Raw genomic sequence first — 26,477 nt, forward strand, 5'->3', positions numbered from 1 at the left:
CACAGGCTTTCCGGGCTGGGACCTGTCGGGTCAGGAGGTTCCCCGGGCGGGGCGGTGTGGCTGTTGTGCGTACAGCACTTCTGCGGCAGCTCATGCCGGTGGGGCGGGTGGTCGCGTCGTTCGGTGGTCGCGCCTAGCCTCGACGTGTGAAGACGTTCGTGTTCGACATCGGTGAGACCCTTGTTCGCGACGACCGCTACTGGGGTTCGTGGGCCGACTGGCTCGGCACGCCCCGGCACACCCTGTCCGCCCTGGTAAGTGCCGTGACAGCGCGGGGGCTCGATAACTCCGAAGCGTTGAGGCTGGTGAGGCCGGGCATCGACATCTCGGCCGAGTACGCCGCCCGTGAGGCCGCCGGCTGCGGGGAATACCTGGACGAGAGCGACCTGTACGAAGACGTTCGCCCTGCGCTCGCGGCTCTCCGTCGGCTCGGGATGCGTGTTGTCGTCGCCGGTAACCAGACCGTACGCGCGGGCGAGTTGCTTCGGGCGCTCGAACTGCCCGCCGATCTCGTTACGACCTCTCAGGAGTGGGGTTGTGCCAAGCCTTCGGAGGAGTTCTTCGCGAAAGTTCTGAAAGCGTCCGGCGCTTCCGCGAACGACACCGTTTACGTCGGTGACCATCCCGCGAACGACACGTTCCCCGCAGCCAAGGCTGGGTTGCGCACTGCGCACATCCGCCGCGGGCCTTGGGGGCGCCTCTGGGGCGGCGACAGCACTGTTCACGCGGCTGCCGACTGGGTGGTCCAGTCGCTTGAGGACCTTGTCGAGGTCGTCGCGAAGGAGAGGAACTGACCCTTACGCCTCATGGCATGCGTACGGTCAGTGAGCCCCCCGATAGCCCGCAGGGGATTGGCAGGGCCACCGCGCAGGGCGGTTCACCCAGATCGCGAGCGGTACTCGCCGTCTACGATCGCAGCATGATTCGTGCCGTGGTGTTCGATGTCGGAGAGTGCTTGGTCGATGAGACGCGTGAATACGGCACCTGGGCCGACTGGCTTGGGGTTCCGCGTCATACCTTCGCTGCGCAGTTCGGGGCGGTGATCGCCCAAGGCCGGGACTATCGCGAGACGTTTCACGTGTTCCGTCCTGGGTTTGATCTTTATGCCGAGCGGGAGGCTCGGGCTGCGGCCGGACGGCCGGAGCACTTCGACGAGTCGGATCTCTACCCGGACGTGCGTGACACTCTCCGGGCCTTGCGGGCTGATGGCCTGTGGCTCGGCATCGCCGGCAACCAGACGGTTCGTGCTGGTGGCATCCTGCGGGAGATGTTCACCCAAGATGTCGATCTGATCGGCACGTCCGACGACTGGGGCGCGTCCAAGCCTGACCCCGAGTTCTTCGTGCGAGTCGCTGAAGTTTTCCCGGCCGAACCTCAAGAGATCCTGTATGTCGGCGACCGCGTCGACAACGACCTACGGCCGGCGGTTGCGGCGGGTATGCGTACCGCGCTGGTGCACCGTGGTCCTTGGGCCACGATTCAGTGGGAGACAGAGGAAGCCAGGAGGCTCCCCACCTTCCGGGTGGAGAGCCTCCTGGAGCTGTCGCCTCTGATTGCGCACTTCAACGCGCGAGAGCGCTGACGGTCGTAGACCAGTCGTACAGTCGCTCGTCCAACTCCCGCACACAAGGCAGAGTTTGGTGGGGCACCAAGCTCTGCCGGACCTCGCGCACTCGATCCATCCCCGTTGCGTACCAGGTGCGCTTCAACTGGTCGAGCGCCTTGATGGCGTATTGGCACGCTGCCTCGGGGGCGCCCGAAGCGCGTTGGTGACGGACCTGGCGGACGTGCATGCGCTGTGCCGGTGTTCGGAGTGCGTCTGCCCGTGTCACGGGATGCCTGCGGATCTGCGGCAGCCCGGGTGAGCGTGCGGCTGTCGGCTACGGAAGTCCGTACGTGTGAGGCGTGTTGGCAGGGGCCGGTGACCGCCGCACGGCACACCGTTCGGGGTCGGGGCCTGCTGTGCCGGGCCTGCGCGGAGAGCGGGCGTCCGCGGCGAGTCGATCTGTTTCCGCCGTACGGGATTTACCGGTTGGGCCATTCGGCACGTCAGCCGGAAGCGTTGAACAGAGGAGCTGAATGATGACGGTTGAGTCCTCTCAGGCCGAGGCGGGGAAGCACGGCGGTCCTCCGTCGGACAAGCCGTGGACGCCGCCCTCGGAGCCCAAGCCTTCGCCGGACGGCAGCCGCCCGCAGTTCGTGCCGCAGCCGTGAGGGGCGATCCCGGGGTGCGTACGTATGCCGATCTGGTGGGCGAGTTGGCCGATCGCGGGTTGCTCGCCGGCCGGTGGCGGCAGGTCTTCGAGGCTGTGCCGCGACGCGAGTTCGTTCCGGCCGAGGTGTGGAGACAGCTCCCGGACCGGTGCGTGTCGGTGGTGGGAGCGGACGCCTGGGGGGCGCTCGTGAACAGTGACGAGCCGATCGTGACGCAGCTTGACTACGGGGTAGTGGGCGGGCCAGGCGTGGCCACGTCGTCGAACTCGATGCCGTCGATGGTGGCCCGCATGCTCGGCCTGCTCGACGTGGAGAACGGAGTGCAGGTCCTGGAGATCGGGACCGGTACGGGCTATGTCGCCGCGTTGTTGTGCGAGCGGCTCGGGGCCGACATGGTCCACAGCGTCGAGGTGGATCCGGCCGTGGCCGGGCGGGCGGCCGACGCCTTGGCCCGAGCGGGCTACCGGCCGCATCTACGGGTGGGGGACGGTGAGCAGGCGTGGCCGGGACTGGGGTTGGTGGACCGGCTGATCGCGACGTGCGCGTTGCGTTTCGTCCCGCACGCCCTGTTGCGGCAGGTGAGGCCCGGTGGGCTGGTGGTGGCGCCGCTTGCACGGGATTTCTGGTCGGGGGCGCTGGTTCGGCTACGGGTTCAGGGGGACGGCAGCGCGGTCGGGCCGTTCTGCGGCGGGGCCACGTACATGCCGATGCGCTCGCACCGCGTGCCCGATCTGCATGAGGTACGGGGGAGGGGGCGAGCGCGGGCGGCTGGTCTGGACCCGGCCCGGTTGCTGGACCTCGGGTTCGCGTTGTTCGCGGGGGCGCGACTGCCCGGTGTGCGGATGGTTCACCAGAGTGTCGCCGGTGGCGGGGTGCGCGTGTGGGTGACGAGCGAGGTCGGTGGCGCTTCGACGGCTTCGGGAGAGGAGGTGTGGCAGTACGGGATCGGGCTGCTGTGGGAGGAGATCGAGCAGACCTGGTGGGAGTACGAGTCGGCCGGTCGCCCTGGTGCGGAGGAGTTCGGGTTGACGGTGACTGGCCGGGGTCAGCAGGTGTGGTTGCGGGACCCGGGCGGGATCATCGGGACGGGGGAGGGGGAGTACCCGCGCGGGGTGTGACCTGCCACTTTGCTCGGGGCGCAGGGGCCACCCCCGTGTGAGCGGGGACCACACGACCACCTGCTCGATCACGGCGGCGAGGCCGGGACCACCCCCGCGTGCGCGGGGACCACCAGAAGCCTCACCGGCGGTGGGCGACCGGGGCAGGACCACCCCCGCGTGCGCGGGGACCACGCCACGCCCACGGCGGCTGCTCCTGCGGCGGGGGGAACACCCCCGCGTGCGCGGGGACCACTACGTCGACCACCCGGGCACCGCCCCGCACCCGGGAACACCCCCGCGTGCGCGAGGACCACCCTTCGTGACCTGGGGGTTTAGGTGGCGGGAAGGCGGTTTTTGCTTACTTCTTGAGGAATCGGCATAGCTCGCCTTCCGTCGCAAAGTGGTCACGTGTGGTTCGGCTGTTGCCCATTCTGCCCGCTGCCGGTCCTATCTGGGTCTGGCTTCGGCGGGTGGGCTGCGGTTCTGCTCTCTGTGGGGCTGGTCCTGGGGATGCGGTGTGTCTGTTCTGCCTAACGGGGGTTCTTGGGGCGGGGGTTATACGGGTTTGAGGAGGTTGCGGAGGTTGGTGATGTGGGCTTTGACGGCGGCGATCTCGTCCGGGGTGGGGGTGGTGGGGTCGCTGTCGTGGGTGTGTGCGTGGTGGCAGGGGCGGCAGAGGCCGTCGGGGAGGGCCCCGGGTGGTCCTGGGCGGCGGCAGTTGGTGCATTCGACCAGTAGCGCTTCGTGGGTCGGTTCCTTGGTGTCCGGTGATCGGGCTTCTGTCGTCGTGGGGATGTGGGGTGGGATTTTGCCGGTGAGGCGGTGGTGGAGGAGGCCGGCGGGGGAGTCGATGTGGGTGGGGAGTCCTGCGGTGAGGGCGGTGGTCAGGTAGTCCACGCTCACGCCGCGTGCCAGCCAGGCGGATGCGAGAGGTTCGAGGGTGGTGCAGTCCGCTGCGGAGAGTGCGAGGCGGTGGTCGTTACGGCCCAGGCGCGCCAGCGCCAAGTAGGCGTCGGACGGGACGGGTTCGGGTGTGGCCTGGAAGGTTGCCGGGGTCTCGCCAGCGGTAGGGGGCGCCTGTACGGGTGCCGCAGTCGGGGCCGCCGGTGCGCGCTCCGGGTCAGGGACGGCCGCTGCATCCGCCACGTCCTCGGTGGTCCGGGGCTGATCGCGGTGAGGGGGCCCGTGCGAGGCTGACGCCGGGGTCGGGGTGCGTTGCTGTGGTACGGCGGTGGCGGCCTCAGGGGTCGGCTGCGCGGCCTGGGCTTGCGTCGGCGTGGACGGCTGTTCACGCTTTTCGGCCGTGGTGCAGGGTGTCAGTGCTCCCGTGGAAGGCGTCCAAGACGGCGTGGGTGCGGCCACGTCTGCTGGGGTGATGGTCTGGGTGGCGTGGGCCGTGGCCAAGTAGGCGTTCCACCACTCGTTGTCGCGTGCCGTGCGGGACCAGAACGTGCGGAAGGTCCAGCGGACTTCGCCGCCCTTGCCCTTGGCTGCGCCTGCACCCGTGCCCGTGCCCGTGCCCGTGGTGAGTCTGGAGCGGACTCGGCGGAGGTGGCCCGCGACGGAGAGGCTGTTCAGCGAGGTGCCGATGGCCTGCTGGCCGTACAGGGGCCATCGGGTAGGCGTGGGAGATCACGGGAGCGGGCGGGACAGGGCTAAGGTGCTGAGTAGCCATGGGATCGGTCTTTCGTAGGGGACGATCTTGTGGTTAGGCCCCGGCGCGGTGTGCGAAACCGCGTTGGGGTCGTTTTGGTTGTGCTCGCACCGTAAACAGTCGTCACGCTCCGCCGCAAGCTGTCACCATTAGTCATATTTGCTGGCCGTGACGGGGTAGGGAGGGCGGGGAGGGTTTACCCAACCCCCCCTGTACTGCCGCCCGGTTAAAGAAGGCGCTCGAACCTCGGGGCTCGTGTCTTGACGCCTGAGACCCGGGACCCGAGCTTCGGGGCTGAGCCTGTGTTCCGTACTTCCCACGAGTCAACCGAACCGTCCGAAGCCCGGGGCGCAACGCTCGAAGTCCGGGTCCCGGGGCTTGGGGCCCGAGGCTCGGGATGCGGGGCGGTTCGGGACTGGCGCTCTTCATCGCATCGGCGGTACGTGGACGGGCCGGTGCACCCTGCGGCCGGGCAAGATCGGGAGCGGTAGCCTCTGGCCATGTCCGAGACATCGGTGACGCGCTTCTACGACGAGTTGGCCGACGGCTACCACCTGATCTACTCGGACTGGGACGCCAGCATGCGTCGGCAAGGGAATGCTCTCCACGCTCTGATCGGCGACGACCGCGGTGAAGTGCTCGACTGCTCCTGCGGCATCGGTACGCAAGCGATCGGGCTGGCGATGCGGGGGCACCGTGTCACCGGTACTGATCTCAGCCCCCGCGCCGCCGCTCGCGCCGGTCGGGAGGCGGAGCGCAGGAACCTCGGGCTGCGGGTTGCAGCCGCCGATATGCGGCAACTTCCGTTTGGTGGCGGCCGATTCGACGTTGCGGTCTGCGCTGACAACTCTCTTCCCCACCTGCTGACCGAGCACGATGTGCGCGCGGCCCTGACCGAGATGCGCCGTGTGCTGCGTCCCGATGGGCTGCTGCTGGTCAGCACACGACCGTACGACGAGCTGCTGCGCGACCGGCCCGCCTCGACGCCTCCGCAGGTTCACCAGGCCGGAGATCGTTCCGACGACGGAGGGCGGTCCGTCACCTTTCAGCTCTGGCACTGGCACGAGGACGGCGAGCACTACGACTTGGAGCACTTCCAGCTCCTCCCGGAAGGCGGAGAATGGCGCGTCCGGACGCGCCGCACGACCTACTGGGCCCTCAGCCAGGATCGGCTGACCCGCCTGGCTGCCGAGGCCGGCTTCAGCGATGTCCAGTGGCGGCTGCCGCAGGAGACCGGCTTCTTCCAGCCGCTGCTTGTGGCCCGCGCGGACGCATAGCGCTCCCTCCGGCGGTCGGCCCGCCCCACCGCCTCGCCCGTCGCACGTGAGGTCGGCAGTGCGGAGGTCGGCAGGGTAGAGGGGGCGGCAGTGGAGATGGGGACGGCATCCTGTCGGTCTTTCCTGGCGTGCGGAAAGTGGAACGGCAGCCGACTCGTTCTACCTCGGCGGGTCCTCGCCCGTCAGGCCGTCGATCGACTCGCGGATGAGGTCGGCGTGGCCGGTGTGGCGGGCGTACTCCTCCAGGAGATCGAGGAGGATACGGCGGAGGTTGGGGCGTTCGCCGGTGCGGGTGGTGTATGCGCCCGGCTGGTCCAAGCCGCCCTCGGCGAGGGCCTTCTCGATGAGGGCCCGCGAACGGGTGACCGACTCCTGCCAGAGCGCGCGCAGTTGCTCCGGGGTGTCCTCGGCCGCCGAACGGTAGTCCCAGTCGGGGGTGGTCTCCCAGTCGACGGTGTTCCAGGGCGGGCCGACCGGGGTGTTGAGCCACAGCCGCGCGAAGTGGCTGTTCTCCACGTGGGCCAGGTGCTTGAGGAGGCCGCCCAGGGTGATCGTGGACGTGCCGAGCGTGGCGCGGAGGCCCGAGGCGTCAAGACCGGAGCACTTCCAGGCCAGGGTGGCCCGTTGGCGTTCCAGGGCTCCGACGATGGCCGCCGCCTCCGTGCCGGCGAGGGGAGGTTCCGGCCATGCCTCTGCTGTGTGCTCGGTCATGGGCGCTGACCCTAGCGAACGTGGCTCGCGCGCGGAGGAGTGGTGGCGAAGTGGGGCGTACGTCTGATGGGAGAGGCCCGCCGGGCGCCTTCGTCGGGCGGCGCACCGGGGCCTTCTCGCATGCTCGGCGCGGTGGTGCGGGGTGCGCCGGTCGGTCTTCGGGGGCGGGCTCGGGCGTCAGATGACGCGCGGGATGACCTCGTTGCGCTTGGTCGACCAGTTGGTGACGATCGGCTTCTCCACGGTGGGGGCGTCCGGCAGTTCGACCGAGGCCGGGTTCGGGTCGTCCTCGCTGGTGGCGATGATGACGTGCTCGAACTGCTTGCCGCCGTCGCCGTCGGTGGTCTTCACGTTGATGCCGGCGTACGCCACGGACGAGCCGGAGAGCTTGATGGGGTCCTCGCCGCCCTGGCCGACCGGGGAGGCCACGCCGTCGGCGGCCGAACCGAAGGAGACACTCGGCGTGTTGACGTCCAGGTAGCAGGTGATGCCGGACTTGGCCTTGGCGGTCAGCAGGTAGTGGCTGAACGGCTGGGCCTCCCACGTCACCGTGAAGTCCAGGTCGTTGGTGCCGCAGGACTGTCCGTAGCCGCTCTTGTCGCCGGTGCTGGATCCGCCCTTCGCGCCGGTCGATCCGGCGGCCTTCGTGCCGGACGCCGACGCGCTCTCGCTCTCGGTGGCCGTGTCGTCGGCAGGGGCGTCGCTCTTTCCGCTCGCGGCGGCGGACGCCGTGGCGGAGGGAGCGGCGGCCCCGTTGTCCGAGGACTCCTCCGGGCCGCAGGCGGTGGTCGCGGCGAGGGTGGTCACGACGGCGGCGGCCAGGACGAGCCGGGCGGAACGGGTGGTGAGACGCGTACGCATCATGATCTCCAACGGGCTGTCGTGTGCGGTGCTCCTTCTGACACCACCGACGTTAGGGCCCGGTCGATCTTCAAACGATTGCGTGAATGTCCAGGTTCTGTCTCAGCGAATCCGTTCCATGGAATGCCATTTTTATTGCGCCAAGTTCCGGATTTCGGGGCTTGTTCCTTGTGTTTCAGCGGAGTTGAGCGCCGAAGAGGTTGCGCCGCATCCGCCATTTTCGCTTTATCGTTTCCGTTCGTACACACCGTGCACATCCGGGTCGCCGAATAGTCGGGCGAACCTCGGTTCCGCTTCTCCCTTTCCTGGGGCCCCGAAGGATGTCCGGGGCCCCGAAGGGGGTCAGCCTGCTCCGTTCCCGGCGCCGGACCGGTCGCCGCGGCCCCATTCGTGCGCGGCCACCACCAGGCACACCGCCACCAGGACCACGTTCTTCACGACGTACTGGCCCTCCATCGTCGGAGCGGGCGATAGCGGTTGCCACATGGCGTCGGGCAGCAGGAGCAGCGTCGAGAACACGCCGCCCATGTGGAGGAAGAACGCGACGAGCGCCGGGCGCAGCAAGCGGCGGCCGACGATCAGCCCGATGCCGATGGCCGTCTCCAGCGCCGCGAGCGAGAGCAGCAGCACCGTCTCCGGGACCATGCCCAGCGTCATCTTCGTGGCGGCGTCCACGGCCAACTGCTCCGCCGGGCTCGCCGAGGGGAACAGTTTCAGGACACCGAAGCCGAAGAAGACGATGCCCACCGTCACCCTCAGCAGGGCGTGGGAGTGGGCGTTGATGTAGGCCGCCAGGCGGTTGAGTGCCTGTGCGCCGGCCGTCATCGCCGTCGCCGTCGTCGGTGCTGCGGCGGCCGCGCGCTCGGGGGCGGGGGCAGGGGCGGGGGGAACGGAGGCGACGGTGGAGTCGGGACCGGATCCGGATCCGGATACGGGTGTGGACGCGGGTGTGGCTATGGAGAGGTGGGGCCGGGCGTGGGGCATCGCGCCGGGCGGGGGCAGGCTCGGCTCTGCTGTGTAGCTCCTCATGTGCGATCTCCCGCTGGGTCCGTGGGGGTGGGAAGAAACGTGCATGGTCGGGGTCCGCGCAGGTCCGCGGGATGGTGGTGGAACACGTGGTGCGTGTGCGTGTGCGGTGATGCGGCGGGGCGGTGCGGGGAAGCGTCGGCTGTGCCGCCTTGGTGCACGGAGTACGGAGTACGGGGTACGGGGCGTCCGCGCGGGGTGGGCGCGGCAGCCGGGTGACATGGACGAGGCAGGGGCGGCCGGGGTACACCGCCGCCCACCTGCCTCTCACTGCTTGGTCTAGACCATACGGACGGGGGTCCGGAGGTCAAGAGGTGAGGGGACGGGCCTCCGTGCCGGTGGGTGTGATCACGCCAAGTTGCATCGGTGGCAGTGGAGTTGCCGGGCAAGCGCTTGCGTCTCGCGGCGGTGGATTCCTCGACGGGATGCGGGGGCGGGCCGGCGTCCTCGTCACCGGGGGCGGGCCCGCACCGGAGTGCCCCGCCGCTGACCAGCCCTGTTTCCCCCGGCCGTACGGCCGTCGCCCTCCGCGCCCCGTCTCCGCCCGCCGTCCCTCGGCGGCCTCTTCCGGCCACACGAGCGGTCCGCCGCCCGCCCCGTCCGCCTCTTCCCGACGCGCCGGGGTGCGGCAGGGTTTCAGACGGCCGAAAGCCGCCCGGTCCATTCCGGGAGGAAACGCACAACGCCCGTACCGTACGCCCGCCGGAGAAGCCGGAGGAGCCGGAGGAACCGGCGGGCCTGCCGTCGGGCGGCGAGGGCGGGCCGCGAGGGCAGATACGAGTTCGGGCACAGGGTTACGGCCACGGGCTACCGGTACTGGCTCGGGCAGGGCCGGGCCGGGCGCGGGGCTACGGGCCTATCGGTACTGGCGCGGGCCGGGCGCGGGGCTACGGGCCTACCGGTACTGGCGCGGGCCGGGCGCGAGGCTACAGGTACGGGCTCGGACCGGACGCGGGCACGGCGCGCCACCGTTCACGCGAGAGGGCCCGGGACGCGCGACGCGTCCCGGGCCCTCCACGGAACCCCCCGGTTCCAGGCCGCCGGCCCTTCGGGGCGACACCCCCCGGTGATCGCCCCTCCGTACCGCCGGCCTCCGCGCCGTCAGCCCTCCAGGCCGCCGCGCGCGATCACATCGGCGTACCAGCGTGCGCTGTCCTTCGCCGTGCGCCGCTGGGACGCGAAGTCCACGTGCACGATGCCGAACCGCTTGCCGTAGCCGTACGCCCACTCGAAGTTGTCCAGCAGCGACCACAGGAAGTACCCGCGTACGTCCACGCCGTCCGCGATCGCCCGGTGCACCGCCGTCAGGTGCGCGTCGAGGTACGCCACCCGCTCCGGGTCGTGCACGTTGCCCTCCGGGTCCGCGTAGTCGTCGTACGCCGCCCCGTTCTCGGTCACCAGCACCGGCAGCGTCGGGAACTCGTCGCGCAGCCGGGTCAGCAGCTCGTACAGCCCGTTCGCGTCCACCGGCCAGTCCATCGCCGTGCGCGGGCCCGCCGCCGGGGTGAACGCCACGTGCCGCTCCGCGCCCGCCCACGGCGACGGCGACTCCGACGTACCCGCCGACACCACGCTCGGCGAGTAGTAGTTGATGCCCAGCGAGTCGATCGGCGTCGAGGTCACCTCCAGGTCGCCGTCCTTCACGAACGACCAGTCCGTCACCGACGCCGTGTCCGCCACCAGGTCCTGCGGCAGCCGCCCGTGGAAGACCGGGTCGAGGAAGATCCGGTTCGCCACCGCGTCGATCCGGCGCACCGCGTCCCGGTCCGCCTCGGTGTCCGTCAGCGGGCGCAGGGCGTGCAGGTTCAGGGTGAGGGAGATCTCCGCCGTCTCCGGGAGGCGGTCACGCAGGACCCGTACGCCCGCGCCGTGGGCCAGGTTCAGGTGGTGGGCGGCGCGCAGGGCCGCCAGGTCGTCGGTGCGGCCCGGGGCGTGGACCCCGTTCCCGTACCCGAGGAACGCCGCGCACCACGGTTCGTTCAGCGTCGTCCACGTCGGGATCCGGTCGCCCAGCGCCCCGGCCACCAGGCCCGCGTACTCGGCGAAGCGGTGCGCGGTGTCCCGCTCCGGCCAGCCGCCCGCGTCCTCCAACTCCTGCGGCAGGTCCCAGTGGTAGAGCGTCGCTACCGGCTTGATGCCGGCCTCCAGCAACTCGTCCACCAGGCGGCGGTAGAAGTCCAGGCCGCGCTCGACCGCCGGACCCCGGCCGGTCGGCTGCACCCGGGGCCAGGAGACGGAGAACCGGTAGTCCGTGACACCCAGTTCCTTCATCAGGCGGACGTCCTCGGGCATCCGGTGCAGGTGGTCGGCGGCGATGTCGCCGGTGTCCCCGTTGCGCACCTTGCCGGGCGTCCGGCTGAACGTGTCCCAGATCGACGGCGTACGGCCGCCCTCGGCCGCCCCGCCCTCGATCTGGTACGCGGCGGTGGCGGTGCCCCACCGGAACCCGGTCGGGAAGCGGAGCACCGTACCGGTCTCCGGAAGGGCGCCCGTGGCGGTCGCCGGGCGGGAATCGACAGCGGTCATGAGACGGACACTCCAGAGTGAGGGGAGGAGGGATGACGAGGAGAGGGCCTGGGCCTGGGCCCGGGCTGGTCGGTCAGGTCCAGGCGGGAGGCGGGAGCGGACATCAGCGGGCGGAGGCGGGGATCAGCGGGCTGAGGCGGGAGGCCGGGGCCTTGGGCAGGACGCGGGGCCGGCGGGGTGCGCGGGGGCGGGCAGGAGCGCGCCCCCGGGGTCAGCCCTTCACCGCGCCCTGCATGATCCCGCCGACGATCTGCCGCCCCAGCAGGCCGAACACCAGCAGCACCGGCAGTGTGCCCAGCAGCGTGCCGGCCATGATCACCGACTGGTCGTTGACGTACCCGCCGCCGAGCTGCCGCAGCGCCACCTGCACCGTCGGCTCCTGCGAGGACAGCGCGATGATCGGCCAGAAGAAGTCGTTCCACGCCGTCATGAACGTGAGCATCCCGAGCACCGCCATGCCCGGCCGCGCGATCGGGATCACGATCGACCAGAAGATGCGGGCCGTCGACGCGCCGTCCACCCGGGCCGCCTCGATCAGCTCGTCCGGCAGCGACTGCACCAGGTACTGGCGCATGAAGAACACCCCGAACGCCGAGACCAGACCCGGCAGGATCACCGCCTGGAGCTGGTTCACCCACTGGAGTTCGGCGATCAGCATGAAGAGGGGGATCACGCCGAGCTGCGGCGGAATCATCATGGTCCCGATCGTCAGCGTCAGCAGGGCGTTGCGGCCCTTGAACCTCAGCTTGGCGAAGGCGAATCCGGCCAGCGTGCAGCAGAGCACCGTGCCGAGCGTGATCGATCCCGACACGATCAGCGAGTTCAGCAGCGCCTTGCCGATGTCCGCCTCTTCGAGGACCTGCTCGAAGTTCTTCATCAGGTTCGGGCCCGGCAGCAGGCTCGGCGGGATCCGCGCCATGTCGGCGTTGGACCGGCTGGCCGTGACGATCGTCCAGTAGAACGGGAACGCGGAGACCAGCAGCGCCAGGCCGAGGATGACGTAGGAGAGCCAGCCGGCCTTCATCGTGCGGCCCGCGCCTCCGCGACGGGGGCGCCTGCCGGGCGGCGGGCTCTGCGGCGGGTCGCCCTTCTCGGGGGCGGTCGGCGGTGCGGCGAGCGCGGTCATCGGCCGGCCTCCTTGCGTGCGCGGCGGCGCACGAGCAGGGCGTTGACCCCGACGAGCACCACGATCAGGACGAACATCACCCAGGCGATGGCCGCGGCCCGGCCCAGGTGGAAGAAGCCCCAGCCCTGTTCGTACATGTACAGGCCGAGGGTCTGGTACTGGTGCGAGATCCCGCCCGAGATCGACCCCTCGAACAGCAGCGGCTCACCGAAGAGCTGGGTCGCGCCGATGGTCGAGATGATCACCGTGAAGACGATCGTGGGGCGCAGGCCGGGCAGCGTCACATGGATGAACTGCCGCCACCGCGACGCCCCGTCCATCTCCGCGGCCTCGTACAGCTCGTGCGGGATCGACTGCATGCCCGCCAGGTAGATCAGCGCGTTGTAGCCGGTCCAGCGCCAGACGACGATCGACGACACCGCGATCTGCGAGGCCACCGTGCCGGTCTGCCAGTCCACCGGGTCGAACCCGACCAGCCCGAGCACGTAGTTGATCAGCCCGAAGTCCTTGCCGAAGAGCTGCGCGAAGACCAGCGTGGCGGCGGCGACAGAGGTCGCGTACGGGAGCAGGATCGCGGTCCGGATGAAGGTGCGCCCGCGCAGCTTGTAGTTGAGCAGGTGCGCCAGGCCCAGCGCCATCGCAAGCTGCGGGACCGTGGACAGGACGCCGATGGTGAACGTGTTGCGCAGCGAGGTCCAGAAGAACTCGTCGGTGAACAGCGCCGTGTAGTTGGCGATCCCCCGCCACTCCATGTCGCCGCTCGTCTGGAGTTCGACCCGGTAGAGGGAGACGAACGCGGTGTAGAGGAGCGGGAAGAGGCCGAAGGCCAGGAAGAGCGTGAAGAACGGGGCGATGTAGGCGTACGGGGACGCCTTGCGCCAGGTGCGCCGGAGCGCGGCGGCCCGGCCGTCGTCGGGGCCGGGCCCGGTGCCGGCGGGGCTGCTGGGCCCGGCCTTCGCGGTGGCGGTGAGGGACACGGTACGGCCCTTCGGGGTCGGGGAGGAGCGGGGGAGACGTGGGGTCAGGGGGAGGCGCGGCGCGGGCGCCGCGGCGGAACGGGCCGTTCCGTGGCTGCTGGGGAACGGGCCGTTCGGCGGCCGACGGGGAGCGGGCGGCTCCGCTGTCGGCGGGGGCCGGTGCGCCGTGTGGCCCGCACGGGTGCGTGGTCCGTACGGCTGCGCGGCTCATACGGTCACGTAGCCCGTACGCGGCAGTGGAACGGCCCGTTCCGCGGTCGGCGGGGCCGGTCCGCCGCACGGCCCGCACGGGCTCACGGCTCGTACGGCTGCGTGCCCCGTACGGGGCGGAGACCGGTCCGCCCGCGCGCTGCGGGGGCGGACCGGCCCGGTGGGGAGAAGGGCGGTCGCTCGTGCCGGCGTCAGCCGATCACGTTGTCCACGCCCTTCTTCGCCGTCCCCCACGCCTTCTCCGACGAGACGCCCTTGCGCTCGACCTCGCCCAGACCGTTCGTGATCTGCTGCATCACGTTCTGGTCGTGCACGCCCAGCACCTGCACCGGGGACGCCTTGGCCGCGTCACCGAAGATCTGGCCGATCGGCGCGCCCGAGAAGTACTCGTCCGTCGCGCCGGAGATCTTCTCGATGGCGCCCGTCGAGGACGGGAAGTTGCCCTGCTTCTGGAAGATCTTCGCCTGCTGCTCGGGGGCGGTCAGCCACTCGATGAGCGCGTACGCCTCCTTCTTGTGCTTGGCCGCGCGCGGGATCGAGAGGTACGAGCCGCCCCAGTTGCCCGCGCCGCCGGGCAGCTTCGCGATGTCCCACTTGCCCTTGCCCGCGTCACCGGCCTGGCCCTTGACGTAGCCGAGCATCCAGGCGGGGCACGGGATCGTGGCGAACGAACCGGCCGCGAACGCCTGGTTCCACTGCGGGGTCCACTGGTCGAGCTTGGCGCTCAGACCCGCCTCGGCCGCCTCGACGGAGGTGTCCCACGCCTTCTTGACCGCCGGGTTCTTGTCGTAGATCAGCTCGCCGGAGGCGTCGTAGTAACGCTCTTTCTCCTGGCCGATCATGATCCCGTAGAGCGAGGCGACGCTGTCCAGCCAGGCGCTCTTGGCGGGAGCCTTCTTCTTGTACTCCTTGCCCAGCTCCAGGTAGCCGTCCCACGTGGCCCACTTCTTCGCGAGCTCCTCGCGGTCGGTGGGCAGTCCGGCCTGCTTGAAGAGGTCGGTGCGGTAGCACATCGCCTCGGGGCCGACGTCCGTGCCGAGGCCGAGGATCTTGCCGTCCTTCGTGGTCGCCGCCGACCACTTCGCCTCGGCGAACTCGCCCTTGAGCTTGTCGGCGCCGAACTCCTTCAGGTCCTGGAACTTGTCCGACTGCTGCTGGGTGACCGACGCGATGCGGCCGATCTCCACGCCCTGCACGTCCGCCAGACCGCCGCCGCCCGCCAGTCGCGTCTGGAGCGACTTCCAGTAGTCCGCCTCGTCCTGGGTGTCGCTCTGCTTGATCGTGATGTTCGGGTTGAGCTTCTGGTACTCCTCGTACAGGCCGGCCTCCTTGAAGCCGAAGGACCCGAAGAGGTCGACGTTGAGCGTGACCTTTCCGCCCGCGCTGTCGGTGGAGTCCGACGAGTCGCCGGACCCACAGGCGGCGAGGAGGGCCCCGGCGAGGACGACCGCGCCGAGGCGGACGCTGGCTCTCTTGGCGGCTCGGGCGATGGGCATGGGAAGCCTCCCTTGGCTTCGGGATGAACCGAGCGCATTGAGAGCGCTCTCAAAACCTGCGTCTGGAGCGTCCCCCACCGCTCCCGTCCCGTCAAGACTCGAACGCATAACAGGTTGGTGTTACACCGGAGGCCCGGGCAACTGCCCTGCGTGTGCGTTCTCTTGACACTCACGTTTCAGGAGTTTTACGTTCCATGGCACTTGAGAGCGCTCTCGAAACGCGCTCATCGCCCCCCATGATCGAGGTGCTGCTCGTGCTGACCTCCCTCTCCCGACTCGTCTCCGGCACCAGGCCCAGACCCGCGGCGGCCGCGCTCGTCGCCGTCGCCGTGGCCGCCGTGGGCCTGGGTCCCGCCGCTTCCCCCGCTGCCGCCGCCACCATCCCCGCCGGCGCCGGCAGCTACACCGACGCGCGCCCCGCCGGTACCTCGGGCCCGACCACCAACACCGGCGCGCCCGTCACCCCGAAGCTGACCACCGCCGCCCGGTCCAAGCCCGTCCCCACCAACGACTGGTGGACCTCGCTGGCCTTCCAGCGCTACGGCGACAACCCGTACAGCACCCCCATGTACGGCCACCCGCTCACCTACCAGGCCAAGGCGTCCGGCCTGGAGGTCGGCTACCCGACCACGCCCGCCGTCGTCGGCGACGGCCGCCAGTACGAGTACGCCCACAAGGCCGACCTGACCGTCGGGCTCTCCGGCCTGAACTCCCCGGACACCAAGGCCGACGCCTGGTCCGACTGGACGGTCACGCCCTACTGGGCCGACGGATCGCGCACCTTCCGGGCCACCATCGGCCACGGCATGCCCTTCGTGTACGCCAAGGGCTCCGGCGGCGACGCCCGCGTCACCACCGCCTCCGCGCCCACCGTCTTCTCCGACCAGGGCAACGTCCTCGGCATCACCGTCGCCGGACACCACTACGCCCTCTTCGCGCCGAGCGGCAGCGACTGGAACGTCTCCGGCACCGCGATCACGGCCGGGCTCGGCTCCAAGGACTACTTCTCGCTCGCCGTGCTGCCGTCCACGGACGCGCTCGCCACCTACCGGAAGTACGCCTTCAGCTTCGTCACCGGCTCCCAGGTGGCCTGGCAGTCCACGGGCTCCACGGTCAAGGCGACCTACAGCCTCACCACCGAGGCCAAGGAGGGCACCGAGCGCGGCACGCTCCAGGCCCTCTACCGCCACCAGTGGCTGCACACCACCGACGCGCTGACCCCGTACACGTACGTGTCGCCGCGCGGCGCGATGAAGGTACGCGAGTCCGCCTCCTTCACCACCAGCCAGAAGAACAACGGCGTCGTGCCCGCGCTGCCCGCCTCCAGCGGCGTCGACAAGGCCCGGCTGACCGGCTACCTCAACGAGGTCGCCAACGCCTCGGATCCCTTCTCCGGGGCCACCGACACCTACTGGACCGGCAAGGCGCTCGGCCGCCTCGCCCAACTGGTCCCCGTCGCCGACCAGATCGGCCAGACCGCCACCCGCGACAAGCTCCTCGGCCTGATGAAGGGCCGCCTCCAGGAGTGGTTCACGGCGGGCGGGGCCGGCGAGTTCAGCTACGACAAGGACTGGAAGACGCTCACCGGCTACCCGGCCTCGTACGGCAGCGACACCGAGCTCAACGACCACCACTTCCACTACAGCTACTACGTGTACGCGGCGGCGATCATCGCCCAGTACGACCAGGCGTGGGCCGCCGACTCGGCCTGGGGCACGATGGTCAAGCACCTGATCCGCGACACCGCCAACCCCAGCCGCACCGACTCCGCCTATCCCTTCCTGCGCGGCTTCGACGTGTACGCGGGCCACAGCTGGGCCTCCGGCCACCAGGGCTTCGCGGCCGGAAACAACCAGGAGTCCTCCTCCGAGTCCATCAACCTCAGTGCGGGGCTCGTCCTGTGGGGTGCGGCCACCGGTGACAACGCGCTGCGGGACCTGGGAAGTTACCTGCTGACCACCGAGTCCGAGGCGATCACCCAGTACTGGTTCGACGCGGACCAGCAGGTCTTCCCCGCCTCCTTCGGCCACGACACGGTCGGCATGGTCTGGGGCAGCGGCGGCGCGTACTCCACCTGGTGGACCGCCAACCCGGAGGAGATCCACGGCATCAACGTGCTGCCCGTGACCGGTGGTTCGCTCCACCTGGCCCGGGAGAAGGCGGCCATCAAGCGGAACATCGCCGAGATGGAGCGCGAGAACGGCGGACCCGCCCAGGAGTGGCGCGACATCCTCTGGGAGTTCGAGTCGCTCTCCGACCCGGCGTCCGCCAAGTCCAAGTGGGATGGCGTGAACGGGAATTACACCCCCGAGCAGGGCGAGTCCAAGGCGCACACCTACCACTGGATCAACACCCTCGCCGCCGTCGGCGCACCCGACATGACGGTCACCGGCGACCTGCCGACCTCCGCCGTCTTCTCCAAGAACGGCACCCGCACCTACACCGCCCACAACCACGGCTCCACGGCCCGCACGGTCACCTTCTCGGACGGCAAGACCCTGTCCGTACCGGCCCGTTCGACGGCCACGAGCACCGGTCCCGGCGGCTCGAACCCGGACCCGGAGGAGCCCGGCGAGCCGTCCACCGGCAACACCTTCCGGCTGAAGTCCGGCGGCGTCCTCACCACCTCCACCGGCGACCCGGCCGGCACGGACACCATCGCCTCGGCGGACGGCGTCAACCGGGACGGCACCCCGTACCGGCCGACCGTCTACGAGGTGAAGAAGGTCAACGGCAAGGTCGCCTCGGGCGCGGCCACCGCGTTCCGCCTGCGCGTGGACGCGGGCACCAAGGTCGGGCTCGCCCCGCAGGTCCGGGTCAGCTACGACCTGACCGGCGACGGCACCTTCGACCGGGCCGAGACCTTCCGGTACTTCGCGACCGACCCGGTGAACGGGTGGGAGGAGTACACCCAGGCGTCCGGCGTCCAGGCGGCCACCGGCAGCCTGGGCGAGCTGAAGAACGGCACGGTCCGGCTGGAGATCTGGAACGCGCTCGGCAACGGCACGTCCCAGGTGCAGACCGGCACGGACGCGGCGGTCCTCAGGATCCCGTACGCGTAGGTCCGGTACGGGCAGGCCCCGCGCGGGCAGGCCCTGTACGAGCGGCTCCCGTACGTGGAGATCCTGTGCGGGGCGGCACCCCGTACGCGTAGGACGCTGACGTACGGGCACGATCGGTGCGGCGGGTCTCCGGCTCCTCAGGGCGGCGGCCCGCCGCACTCTTGTCCGCCGCCCCTGCCTCCTGGACCCCCGGGAGGCAGGGGCGGCGCGGCTTCGGCACCGGCTCCGCGGCTTCGGCGGGGGCTTTGCAGCCTTCAGGCCGAGGCGTGACGTGGTATCTCAGGCCGGGGTACGGAGCGGTGTCAGGCCGGGGCGGGGCGCCGCGGGCTCTCAGGCCGAGGCGCGGCGTACCAGGGTGGTCGGGGTGATCACCGACTCCGGGACCTCGCCGCTGCCCGTGCGCTCCCGGTCCAGGGCGCGCAGCAGCAGCCGGGCCATCAGCCGGCCCATGCCCTCGATCTCCTGGCCCACGGTCGTCAGCGGCGGGTCTGTCTCCGTGGCCACCGAGTCCATGTCGTCGAACCCCACGAGCGCCACCTGCTCCGGCACCGCGATGCCCCGCTCGCGCAGCACCCGCAGCGCGCCCGACGCCATCAGGTCGTTGGCGGCGAACACCGCGTCCAGGTCGGGGTGGCGCTCCAGCAGCTCGGTCATCGCCCGTGCCCCGCTCTCCACCGTGAACGCGCCGTCCGCGACGAGCGTGGGGTCCCCGTCGAGCAGCACGTCCCGGTAGCCGTCCAGGCGGTCCATCGCGGAGGTCTGGTCGGCGGGCCCGGCGATGTGCGCGATACGGGTGCGCCCCAGGTCGCGCAGGTACCGCACGGCGAGCCGCGCGCCGCCCCGGTTGTCCGCGTCGACGTACGGGACGGCCTGGTCGCCCGGGTCGGCGGTCCAGCTCGGCCGGCCCCCGTACACCGCCGGAATGCCCGCCCGCCGGGTGATCGCGGGCACCGGGTCGTCGGTGTGCAGCGAGAAGGCGAGGGCGCCGTCGACGTGTCCGCCGGCCAGATAGCGCGCTATGCGGTCGAAGTCGCCGGGCCCCTCCACCAGCAGCAGGACGAGCTGGGTGTCGTGGGCGGTCAGCTCCTTGCTGATGCCCCGGATCTGCTGGGAGAAGAAGGGGTCCGAGAAGAACCGCGTCTCCGGCTCCGCGATGACGACGGCCACCGCCCCGGTGCGCCGGGTGACGAGGGTCCGCGCCGCGTGGTTCGGGATGTAGCCCAGCTCGTCGACCGCCTGGAGGACCTTGTCCACGAGCGGCTTGCGGACGCCGTCGCCCCCGTTGACCACTCGGGAGGCGGTGGCCCGGGAGACCCCCGCACGTGCGGCGACGGCTTCCAGGGTGGGCCGGGACCCGCGGGGCTGCTCGGGCAAGGCGGTCGCTCCTTGTCGACGGGGGCGGCGATACGCGGGCGGGTGCGAGGTGCGGGTGCGCAGCGGTGCGCGGGGCGGTGCGTGTGCTCGGTGTCGTCGCCTGATCGCCTACAGCCTAGCGCCGGGCGCCGACAGCCCTGAGAGCGCTTCCATCGGGCTCCGGGCGGTGACCGGCGGACCTCGGCGGACGACGTTCGGGGGAGGTTCCCGGAAAGGGTGACGGAAAGTAGCGGAGACGAGGTTGCCGGAACTGCGCCCCTTCCGGGCGACCTGCGCGTTGGACACGCTGGGTATGCATGTCCATCACGCAGAGTGGAAGGTGTGCGGCATGGAAGCGATGGAGCGGCGCAGGGTGGCGGCCGAACGGGTGCGCACGGCGGAGGACGCCGTGGAGCGGTTGAGGGCCGGGTTCGCCGGGGTCGGGGTGAAGCTCCCGTCCCTCCGGCTCGATCCGGTCTCCTGTGCGGGCGACGAACCCACGCCCCTGATCGACCTGGGCCGCTGCAACATCGACACCGCGCTGCGGCTGTGCGAGGTGCTGGCGGAGAAGGAGAGCGGACATGACGGGTGAGGGATCGGCGCCGGGCGCCCCTGCGGCCGGTACGCCCGAGGCGGGCGGGTTCGCGGTGGACGCGCGGGACGGCCGGGTGGGCCGGGTGGTCGGCCGCTCCGGGCCGAACGTGCGCCTGAGGCCGCCGGGCGGCGGGCCGGAGTGGGAGTGCCCGTCCGAGGCGGTGCGGCCGGCGTCGCGGGGGGTGGTCCTCCGGGCCCGGGTGGCGGAGGCCAACAGGGAGAGCCAGCTACCGCGTTGAGGCGGCGGGGGTGATCGTCGGTCCGCCCGGACGTGGTGCGGTGAGCCGGGCGTGGGAGCCGGGTGGCCCGGACGCGCGAGACGGCGGAGCCGGCCCCTCCTCGGGGTCGGGCCCGCCGCCGTTCGGGGACGCGCGCCGGATCAGATGATGCGGAACGCCATGTAGTACGCCGACAGTTGCTGGTGGTAGGCCGGGTCCTCGGTCTGCGCGTGCCGGTCGAACTCCGGGGAGTCCTTGACCTGCTCCTTGGTGAGATCGACGTAGACCTTCCGGTCCTCGGTGTCGATGTGCTTCACCGTGCCCGCGGGCAGCAGGACGTCCTTGCCGAAGATCCAGACCCCGGTGTCGACGAGCAGATAGGCGGAGCCCACCTCGTCGGAGTGCTTGTCGACCTTTCCGATACTGCCGTCGGTCGCCTCGACCGAATAGCCGGTCAGGTCGCTGCCCGCGATATGACCGCTCGACGGCTGGTAGCCCCACAGGGAGTCGCTCATTGTGGCTCCTTTCGCGAAGGTCGCTCAGCTCATTCTTGCGGCGGATCATCGATACGTCGTTGATATTTCCGCTGACTCACGTGTGCCCGGGGAAGGGCGGCCCACACCTGGCGGACGCCCCGGAGCGAGAAACGGGAAAACGGGGGCGACACCGGGCTTCCGCCCGGTCCCGCCCCCGCTCACCCGCCCGCTGACCAGCAGCGGTCACCAGCGATACCACCGGCCCCGTCGGCCGCCGCTCGCCGCGGGCCGGACGAAGAATCCTATGAGCCAGATCGCCAGCACGATCACGGCTATCCACCAGAGAGCCTTCACCGCGAAACCGATACCGAAGAGGATCAGCGCGAGAAGCAGAACGAGAATCAACGGGACCATGTGTATCAACCTCCATGAATTCGGGTTCCCGCTCACACTTTCCTTACACGGGGAATACACGGCTGATTATCCGCCCCGGCCGCCCGCCGTCACCACGGGCCGGGGTGGTAGGAAGGACCGACCCCGGAGGACGGAGAGCAGACGGTGTCGGAAGACGTACGGGGTTGGCTGACCCCGAGGGCGGTCGCGGCCGAGGCCGGTGTCAGCCAGGAGTTCGATCTCTCGCAGTGCGTGCGCGAGCCGATCCACCTGCTGGGCGGCGTCCAGTCGTACGGGGCGCTGGTCGCCGCGCGGCTCGACGACGCGGTCGTGGACACCGTGAGCCGGAACGCCGCCGACGTGCTGGGCCGGGCGGCCGGTGAGCTGGTGGGCCGCCCGCTCACGGAGCTGATCGGCGACGAGCAGTGGGCCCTCGCCATGGAGAGCGCCTCGGTGGTGGAGGACGCGGTGGACCCCGCCGCGCCCGGCCCGGACGGGGGAGCGGCCCCGGGTGGACCGGACGGGGACGGGCAGGCCGGGGGCGCGGACACGGGTGGACAGGCCGGGGGCGCGGGCGGCGGGCAGGACGGTCCCGCATCCTCCGGTGTGCTGCCGCTGACGCTGGAGGGCGAGGGTGGCCCCCGGTCGTACGACGTGACCGTGCACCGGAGCGGCGAGCTGCTGGTCCTGGAGTTCGAGCCCCGGACCACGGGCGGCCCGTTCGTGTTCCAGAACTTCTACCCCAAGGTGCGGCGCGCCCTGCAGAAGCTCCAGGGCGCCTCCGACGTCACCGAGTGCTGCGCGGCCGCGGTCCGCGAGGTCCAGGCGCTCACCGGGTACGACCGGGTGGTGGCGTACCGCTTCGACGGCCGCGACGGGCCCGGCCAGGTGATCGCGGAGGCGCGCAACGAGGGGCGTGAGCCGTGGCTCGGGCTCTGGTTCCCGGCCAGCGACATCCCGCCGCAGGCCCGCCGCCTCTACGCCCGCAACTGGATCCGGGTCATCGGCGACGTGGACGACCGCACCGCCGGGCTCCTCCCCGAGCTGCGGGAGGAGACGGGCCGGCCGCTGGACCTCTCGGCGTCCGTGCTGCGGACGGTCTCCGGCTACCACCTGGAGTACCTGCGCAACATCGGGGTGGCCTCGTCCATGTCCGTATCGCTGCTGCACGACGGGGAGTTGTGGGGGCTGATCGCCTGCCACGGCGACGAGCCGAGGCTGCTGACGCCCGAGGTGCGGGCGGCGTGCGAGTTCTTCGGGATCGCCCTGTCGCTGCAACTGGCCGCCGTCGCCGGGCGCGAGGAGGCGGACGAGCTGGCCCGCAACCGGCGCACGCTCGCCACCCTGCTCGCCCGGCTCGCCTCCCCGGCGCCGGACGCGCTGATGCGGCCCGGTTCCGGACTGGCCGAACTGCTCAGCGCGGACGGGGCGGTCCTGCTGCGGGGCACGGAGACGCTGACGGCGGGGGACCGGCTGCCCGACGCGCTGCCCAGACTGCTCGCGCAGCTCGCCCGGGAGGCCCCGGTCGGCGAGGTGTGGAGCACGGACCGGCTGCCGGAGGCGCTGGGCCTGGAGACGGAGGAGGCGGAGGAGCAGGGCATTCCCGCCGGGCTCCTCTTCCTGCCGTTCAACCGGGACGGCGACCTGCTGGCGTGGTGGCGCCACGAGCAGCCCGCGCCCCGGGAGTGGGCCGCGGACCCGGCCCGCCCGGTGCGTACGGGGCCCGGCGGCGAACGGCTGACCCCGCGCGGTTCGGCGGCCGTCTACCGGGCGACCGTACGCGGGCGGAGCATGCCGTGGACCCCGGCGCAGCGGGTGGTCGCCGCCGAGCTGTGGCGCGAGGTGTCGGGGCTGCTGTCCCGGCAGGTGGTGGCGCTGGAGGCGCGGAACACGGAGCTGTCGCGGACCAACGAGGACCTGGACTCCTTCGCGCACGCGGCGGCCCACGACCTCAAGGAGCCGCTGCGGGGCATCTCGAACGCCGCCGCGTTCATCGTCGAGGACGCCGGGGCCGTACTGGACGCGACGTCCCTGCGCAGGCTGACCACCGTGCGGCGGCTCGCGGAGCGGATGGACGGGCTGCTGGACTCGCTGCTGCACTTCTCCCGGCTGGGGCAGGTGGGGCTGGAGCGCGAGGCGCTGTCGGTGGACGAGGTGCTGGACGACGCGCTGGAGGTGGCCGGGGGCCGGCTCGCCGAGCGCGGGGTGACGCTGGTGCGCCCGGCGGCCCTGCCCCGGCTGCGCGCGGACCGGGAGCGGCTGCGCGAGGTGCTGGAGAACCTGCTCGTGAACGCGGCGAAGTACGCGGCGGACGAGGGCACGGGCGAGCGCCGGGTGTGGATCGAGGCGGTACGGGTCCCGGCGCCGGAGGCGGAGGACGGGACGGGCGAGGGTGTCGCGGCCGGGGGCACGGGTGCCGGTGCCGGTACGGACGGTGCCGAGGGCTCTGGTGCAGGTACGGACGGGGGCGCGGGTTCCACTGTCGGTACGACGGGCGATGACGGCGGCGCGGGCACGGTGACGGCGCTCGTCGTCCGGGACAACGGCATCGGCATCCCGGCCGCGCAGCAGGCGGACGTGCTTCAGCTGTTCCGCCGGCTGCACCGCCGCGACGAGCGGGGCGGCGGTTCGGGCGTCGGCCTCGCCGTGGTCAAGCGGATCGTGGAGCGGCACGGCGGACGCCTGTGGCTGGAGAGCCCGGCCGCCGCACCGGACCCCGACTGCGGCGGCGGCCCCGGCACGGCGGTCTGGTTCACGCTGGGGGAGCAGCCGTAGGGCCGGCCGTGACCGCGCCGTCCGCCTCGCGCGGCAGCCAGAAGTCGACCGCGCCCTGGAGGACCGTCCGGAACAGCTCGAAGTTGACCGGCTTGTAGATGTAGCTGTCCGCGCCCGCCGCGTAGCAGGCGTCCTCCTCCGCCGAGGCCGTGGAGGAGGTGAAGACCACCACGGTCAGCGAGGCGCACGCGGTGTGGGCGCGCAGCTGCGAGAGCAGCGTCAGGCCGTCCATGCCCGGCATGTTGAGGTCGAGGAGCAGCAGGTCCGGGGTGCGGGCGGCGGGGTCCAGCAGGCGAGGGATCACGGCCTCGCTGCGCGGGGCGAACTCCAGGTCCACCAGCGGGCGCGAGCGGGACAGGGCGCGCTGGATGGCCTCGGTGTCCTCCTCCGAGTCCTCGACCACCAGGATCAGTCCGTCACCGGTCATCGCATTGCCGCCTGTTCGAGCAGGGTTTCCAGGGGGGTCAGGCCGTCGGACGGCGAGGCGCCGTTCCAGCGGGCCACGAGCAGGGCGATGTCGTCCTGACCGGAGGCTCGGAAGTTCCTGGCCTGCCGGGCCAGGGACTCCGCGATGCGGGCGGCGTCGCTGCCGCGCAGGGCGGAGAGGCGCTGCGGCAGGACGCTCTCGAAGAAGGTGCCGTCCGCCTCCCGGGACTCCGTCAGCCCGTCGGTGAACAGCACGAGGGCGTCGCCGGGGTCGAGGGAGTCCTCGTGGCTCTCGTACGAGACGTCGTCCAGGACGCCGAGGAGCAGCCCGCCGGAGACGATCTCGCCGATGGAGCCGTCCGCGCGGAGCACCAGCGGGCGCGGGTGTCCGGCGCTGCACGTGGTGAGCCGGACGGTGCCGTCGGCGCGGGGCGCCATCGTCACGACGACCGCGGTGAGGAAGCGGCTCGCCCCCTCCTGGCGCAGCGCCCGGTTGAGCCGGCTCAGGGCGGTGCCGGGGTCGGTGCCCTCCTCCAGGAGGGTGCGCAGGGTGTGCCGGGCCAGGCCGGTGAGGGCGGCGGCCTCCGCGCCGCGCCCGCAGACGTCGCCGATGAGGAGGGCGACGCTGCCGTCCGGGCGGGGCACGGCGTCGTAGAAGTCGCCGCCGACGTCGAGCATCGGGTCGCCGACCTCGTAGCTCGCCGACAGGTCCCACCCCGCGATGGCGGGCAGCTTCGAGGGGAGCAGGTGCTCCTGGAGGGAGAGGACCGTGGTGCGGCGCAGCTCGTACAGCAGGGCGTTGTCGATGGCGAGGGCGGCGCGGGAGGCGAGGCTGTCGAGGAAGGCGCTGTCGGGCAGCCGGTCCTCGGGGCGCTGGTAGACGAAGGTGATGCTGCCGACGACGCGGCCCCGGGCGCGCAGGGTGCTGACGCTGACCACCGTGGGGTGCCGGCCGCCCGGTCCCGACCCGGCGGGGCCGGACGCGGCGAACGGGGACCCTTCGAGGGCGGCGCCGCTCAGGAACACCGCCAGGTCGCCGTCGCCGCGCCGGTCGAGCAGGGCCGCCAGCCACGGATCGTCGCGGCCCGCGGCCTCCAGCGCGCGCTGCTGCCGTACGGCCACGTGGGTGGCGGCGACGAACTCGGGCCCGTCCTGGCGCAGCAGGTGGACCAGGCAGCCCTCCGCGACGGCCGGGACGGCGATCCGGGCCACCCGTCTGAGGGTGTCCTCGACGTCCAGGGACGAGTCCATCTGGAGCGACGCCTCGGCGAGCAGGGCGTCGCGGGCGCCCCGGCGGGCCGCCTGGCCGCGCTGGAGGATGCCGGTGTGGCAGGCGACGATGACGTCGACGGTCTGCGCCAGGCGGCGGGCGATGCCCTCCGCGTCGGCCGAGGCGTCCACGGCGACGCTGAGCGCGGCCCAGCCCCGCCGGTCGAGCCGGAACGTGCACGCCACGACGCACGCCCCCGGCGACTTCCGCAGGAACTCCGCCTCCGGCCACACCCCGTCGTCGAGGTCGGCGACGGCGGCCCGGGTCACGACGGGCTCCCCGTCCGGCTCACGGACGGCGGCCCCCGGCAGCGAGCGGGCGGTCGCGACGATCACCGGGTCGTCACCCCCGGCGCTGAGGGCCCGCATGTACCGCAGGGTCGCGTCGTCGTCCCACCGGGTGCCCACGACGTGGTGGACGCCGGGGGTGGCGAGGAGCGGAGCGTAGATGTCGTCGGCCAGCGCACCGACCTCCTCGGCGCGCGAAGCGGCCTGCCAGAGCCGGTGCAGCGCACCGGCCCAGCTCTCGTCATCGCCCATGCCTCCACCCTCCTCCACCGCCGCCCACCGGTCACCCGGAGCCTGATCCGTACGCCGGGCCGTGCTTGATCCGTACCTGCTCCCTGTCTGGCCCAGTATGACCGGCGCGCCGGAATTCATACGTGGGACGGGAGGGGGCGGGGGTGCGTGGGGGCGAGGTGGGGAGGGGGCTCGGGGCGGGCGGCGGCTCGGG

The 26,477-nt window shown here is 71.5% G+C and carries 21 protein-coding genes and 1 pseudogene; 8 read left to right on the plus strand and 14 right to left on the minus strand.

The annotated features are described in order from the left end of the window. The first annotated feature begins 146 nt into the window (after positions 1-146). Positions 147-794 (plus strand): HAD family hydrolase, encoded by a 648-nt coding sequence (locus IF19_RS0113815; protein WP_030113287.1) that lies wholly within the window; start codon positions 147-149, stop codon positions 792-794. Between the two features lie 125 nt (positions 795-919). Beyond that, entirely contained in the window at positions 920-1,582 is a 663-nt protein-coding gene (locus IF19_RS0113820; protein ID WP_030113286.1) for an HAD family hydrolase, read from the plus strand. Here IF19_RS0113820 and IF19_RS1000000139000 read toward each other — a convergent pair. Further along, a pseudogene (locus tag IF19_RS1000000139000) lies at positions 1,563-1,769 on the minus strand (transcriptional regulator); the annotation flags it as partial. The gene IF19_RS0113820 and the pseudogene IF19_RS1000000139000 overlap by 20 nt on opposite strands. A 480-nt stretch (positions 1,770-2,249) precedes the next feature. On the opposite strand from IF19_RS1000000139000, the gene IF19_RS0113830 reads away from it, so the two are divergent. Then, the gene (locus tag IF19_RS0113830; RefSeq protein WP_234313190.1) at positions 2,250-3,332 is read left to right on the plus strand and encodes a methyltransferase domain-containing protein; all 1,083 of its coding nucleotides are present in this window, start codon (positions 2,250-2,252) and stop codon (positions 3,330-3,332) included. A gap of 537 nt (positions 3,333-3,869) precedes the next feature. On the opposite strand, the gene IF19_RS1000000138810 is transcribed toward IF19_RS0113830, so the two are convergent. Further along, entirely contained in the window at positions 3,870-4,319 is a 450-nt protein-coding gene (locus IF19_RS1000000138810) for a hypothetical protein (protein ID WP_324605211.1), read from the minus strand. A 1,149-nt stretch (positions 4,320-5,468) separates the two neighbouring features. On the opposite strand from IF19_RS1000000138810, the gene IF19_RS0113840 reads away from it, so the two are divergent. Continuing rightward, positions 5,469-6,245, plus strand: a complete 777-nt coding sequence (locus tag IF19_RS0113840; RefSeq protein WP_030278067.1) for a class I SAM-dependent methyltransferase — start codon at positions 5,469-5,471, stop codon at positions 6,243-6,245. Between the two features lie 159 nt (positions 6,246-6,404). Here the strand turns inward: IF19_RS0113840 and IF19_RS0113845 are convergent, their stop codons facing one another. From IF19_RS0113845 to IF19_RS0113875, 7 genes are all read right to left on the minus strand, one after another. Then, a complete protein-coding gene (locus tag IF19_RS0113845; RefSeq protein WP_030119441.1) occupies positions 6,405-6,956 on the minus strand; it encodes a DinB family protein in 552 nt (183 codons plus the stop codon). Between the two features lie 177 nt (positions 6,957-7,133). After that, positions 7,134-7,817, minus strand: a complete 684-nt coding sequence (locus tag IF19_RS0113850) for a DUF4232 domain-containing protein (protein WP_030119440.1) — start codon at positions 7,815-7,817, stop codon at positions 7,134-7,136. Positions 7,818-8,159: 342 nt separating this feature from the next. Beyond that, on the minus strand, positions 8,160-8,846 hold the full coding sequence (locus tag IF19_RS0113855) for a DUF417 domain-containing protein (RefSeq protein ID WP_234310534.1): 687 nt from the start codon (positions 8,844-8,846) through the stop codon (positions 8,160-8,162). 1,098 nt (positions 8,847-9,944) lie between these two features. Further along, entirely contained in the window at positions 9,945-11,369 is a 1,425-nt protein-coding gene (locus IF19_RS0113860; protein WP_030119438.1) for a GH1 family beta-glucosidase, read from the minus strand. A gap of 211 nt (positions 11,370-11,580) precedes the next feature. Beyond that, positions 11,581-12,495, minus strand: coding sequence for a carbohydrate ABC transporter permease (locus IF19_RS0113865; protein ID WP_030119437.1), 915 nt, complete (start codon positions 12,493-12,495; stop codon positions 11,581-11,583). Next, positions 12,492-13,472: a carbohydrate ABC transporter permease gene (locus tag IF19_RS0113870; protein ID WP_030119436.1), complete on the minus strand. Its 981-nt coding sequence runs from the start codon at positions 13,470-13,472 to the stop codon at positions 12,492-12,494. Before IF19_RS0113870 ends, IF19_RS0113865 begins: the two co-directional genes overlap by 4 nt. 401 nt (positions 13,473-13,873) lie before the next feature. Then, positions 13,874-15,178 (minus strand): ABC transporter substrate-binding protein, encoded by a 1,305-nt coding sequence (locus tag IF19_RS0113875; RefSeq protein WP_030119435.1) that lies wholly within the window; start codon positions 15,176-15,178, stop codon positions 13,874-13,876. 236 nt (positions 15,179-15,414) lie between these two features. Between IF19_RS0113875 and IF19_RS0113880 the strand changes: the two genes are divergently transcribed. Continuing rightward, a complete protein-coding gene (locus IF19_RS0113880; RefSeq protein WP_030119434.1) occupies positions 15,415-18,240 on the plus strand; it encodes a glycosyl hydrolase in 2,826 nt (941 codons plus the stop codon). Between the two features lie 330 nt (positions 18,241-18,570). On the opposite strand, the gene IF19_RS0113885 is transcribed toward IF19_RS0113880, so the two are convergent. Next, positions 18,571-19,614: a LacI family DNA-binding transcriptional regulator gene (locus tag IF19_RS0113885; protein WP_030119433.1), complete on the minus strand. Its 1,044-nt coding sequence runs from the start codon at positions 19,612-19,614 to the stop codon at positions 18,571-18,573. Positions 19,615-19,942: 328 nt separating this feature from the next. Here IF19_RS0113885 and IF19_RS0113890 point away from each other — a divergent pair, with 328 nt between their 5' ends. Both IF19_RS0113890 and IF19_RS0113895 read left to right on the plus strand, forming a co-directional pair. Further along, complete coding sequence (locus IF19_RS0113890) at positions 19,943-20,185, plus strand: hypothetical protein (RefSeq protein ID WP_030119432.1); 243 nt, start codon at positions 19,943-19,945, stop codon at positions 20,183-20,185. Continuing rightward, positions 20,175-20,426 carry a hypothetical protein gene (locus tag IF19_RS0113895; RefSeq protein ID WP_030119431.1) on the plus strand — a complete coding sequence of 84 codons (252 nt, stop codon included), beginning with the start codon at positions 20,175-20,177 and terminating at the stop codon, positions 20,424-20,426. The genes IF19_RS0113890 and IF19_RS0113895 overlap by 11 nt, the downstream gene beginning before the upstream one ends. A 140-nt stretch (positions 20,427-20,566) precedes the next feature. Here IF19_RS0113895 and IF19_RS0113900 read toward each other — a convergent pair whose 3' ends face one another. Continuing rightward, complete coding sequence (locus tag IF19_RS0113900) at positions 20,567-20,920, minus strand: PRC-barrel domain-containing protein (RefSeq protein WP_030119430.1); 354 nt, start codon at positions 20,918-20,920, stop codon at positions 20,567-20,569. Positions 20,921-21,124: 204 nt separating this feature from the next. Continuing rightward, positions 21,125-21,295, minus strand: coding sequence for a hypothetical protein (locus IF19_RS0113905; RefSeq protein WP_030119429.1), 171 nt, complete (start codon positions 21,293-21,295; stop codon positions 21,125-21,127). Between the two features lie 144 nt (positions 21,296-21,439). Between IF19_RS0113905 and IF19_RS0113910 the strand changes: the two genes are divergently transcribed. Continuing rightward, complete coding sequence (locus IF19_RS0113910; RefSeq protein ID WP_032748795.1) at positions 21,440-24,049, plus strand: ATP-binding protein; 2,610 nt, start codon at positions 21,440-21,442, stop codon at positions 24,047-24,049. Here the strand turns inward: IF19_RS0113910 and IF19_RS0113915 are convergent. Then, complete coding sequence (locus IF19_RS0113915; protein ID WP_030119427.1) at positions 24,027-24,476, minus strand: response regulator; 450 nt, start codon at positions 24,474-24,476, stop codon at positions 24,027-24,029. The genes IF19_RS0113910 and IF19_RS0113915 overlap by 23 nt on opposite strands. Next, on the minus strand, positions 24,473-26,284 hold the full coding sequence (locus IF19_RS0113920) for a PP2C family protein-serine/threonine phosphatase (RefSeq protein WP_030278065.1): 1,812 nt from the start codon (positions 26,282-26,284) through the stop codon (positions 24,473-24,475). Before IF19_RS0113920 ends, IF19_RS0113915 begins: the two co-directional genes overlap by 4 nt. Positions 26,285-26,477 lie beyond the last annotated feature (193 nt).

This window comes from Streptomyces californicus, from assembly GCF_000717645.1.
Classification (GTDB): Bacteria; Actinomycetota; Actinomycetes; order Streptomycetales; family Streptomycetaceae; genus Streptomyces; species Streptomyces californicus.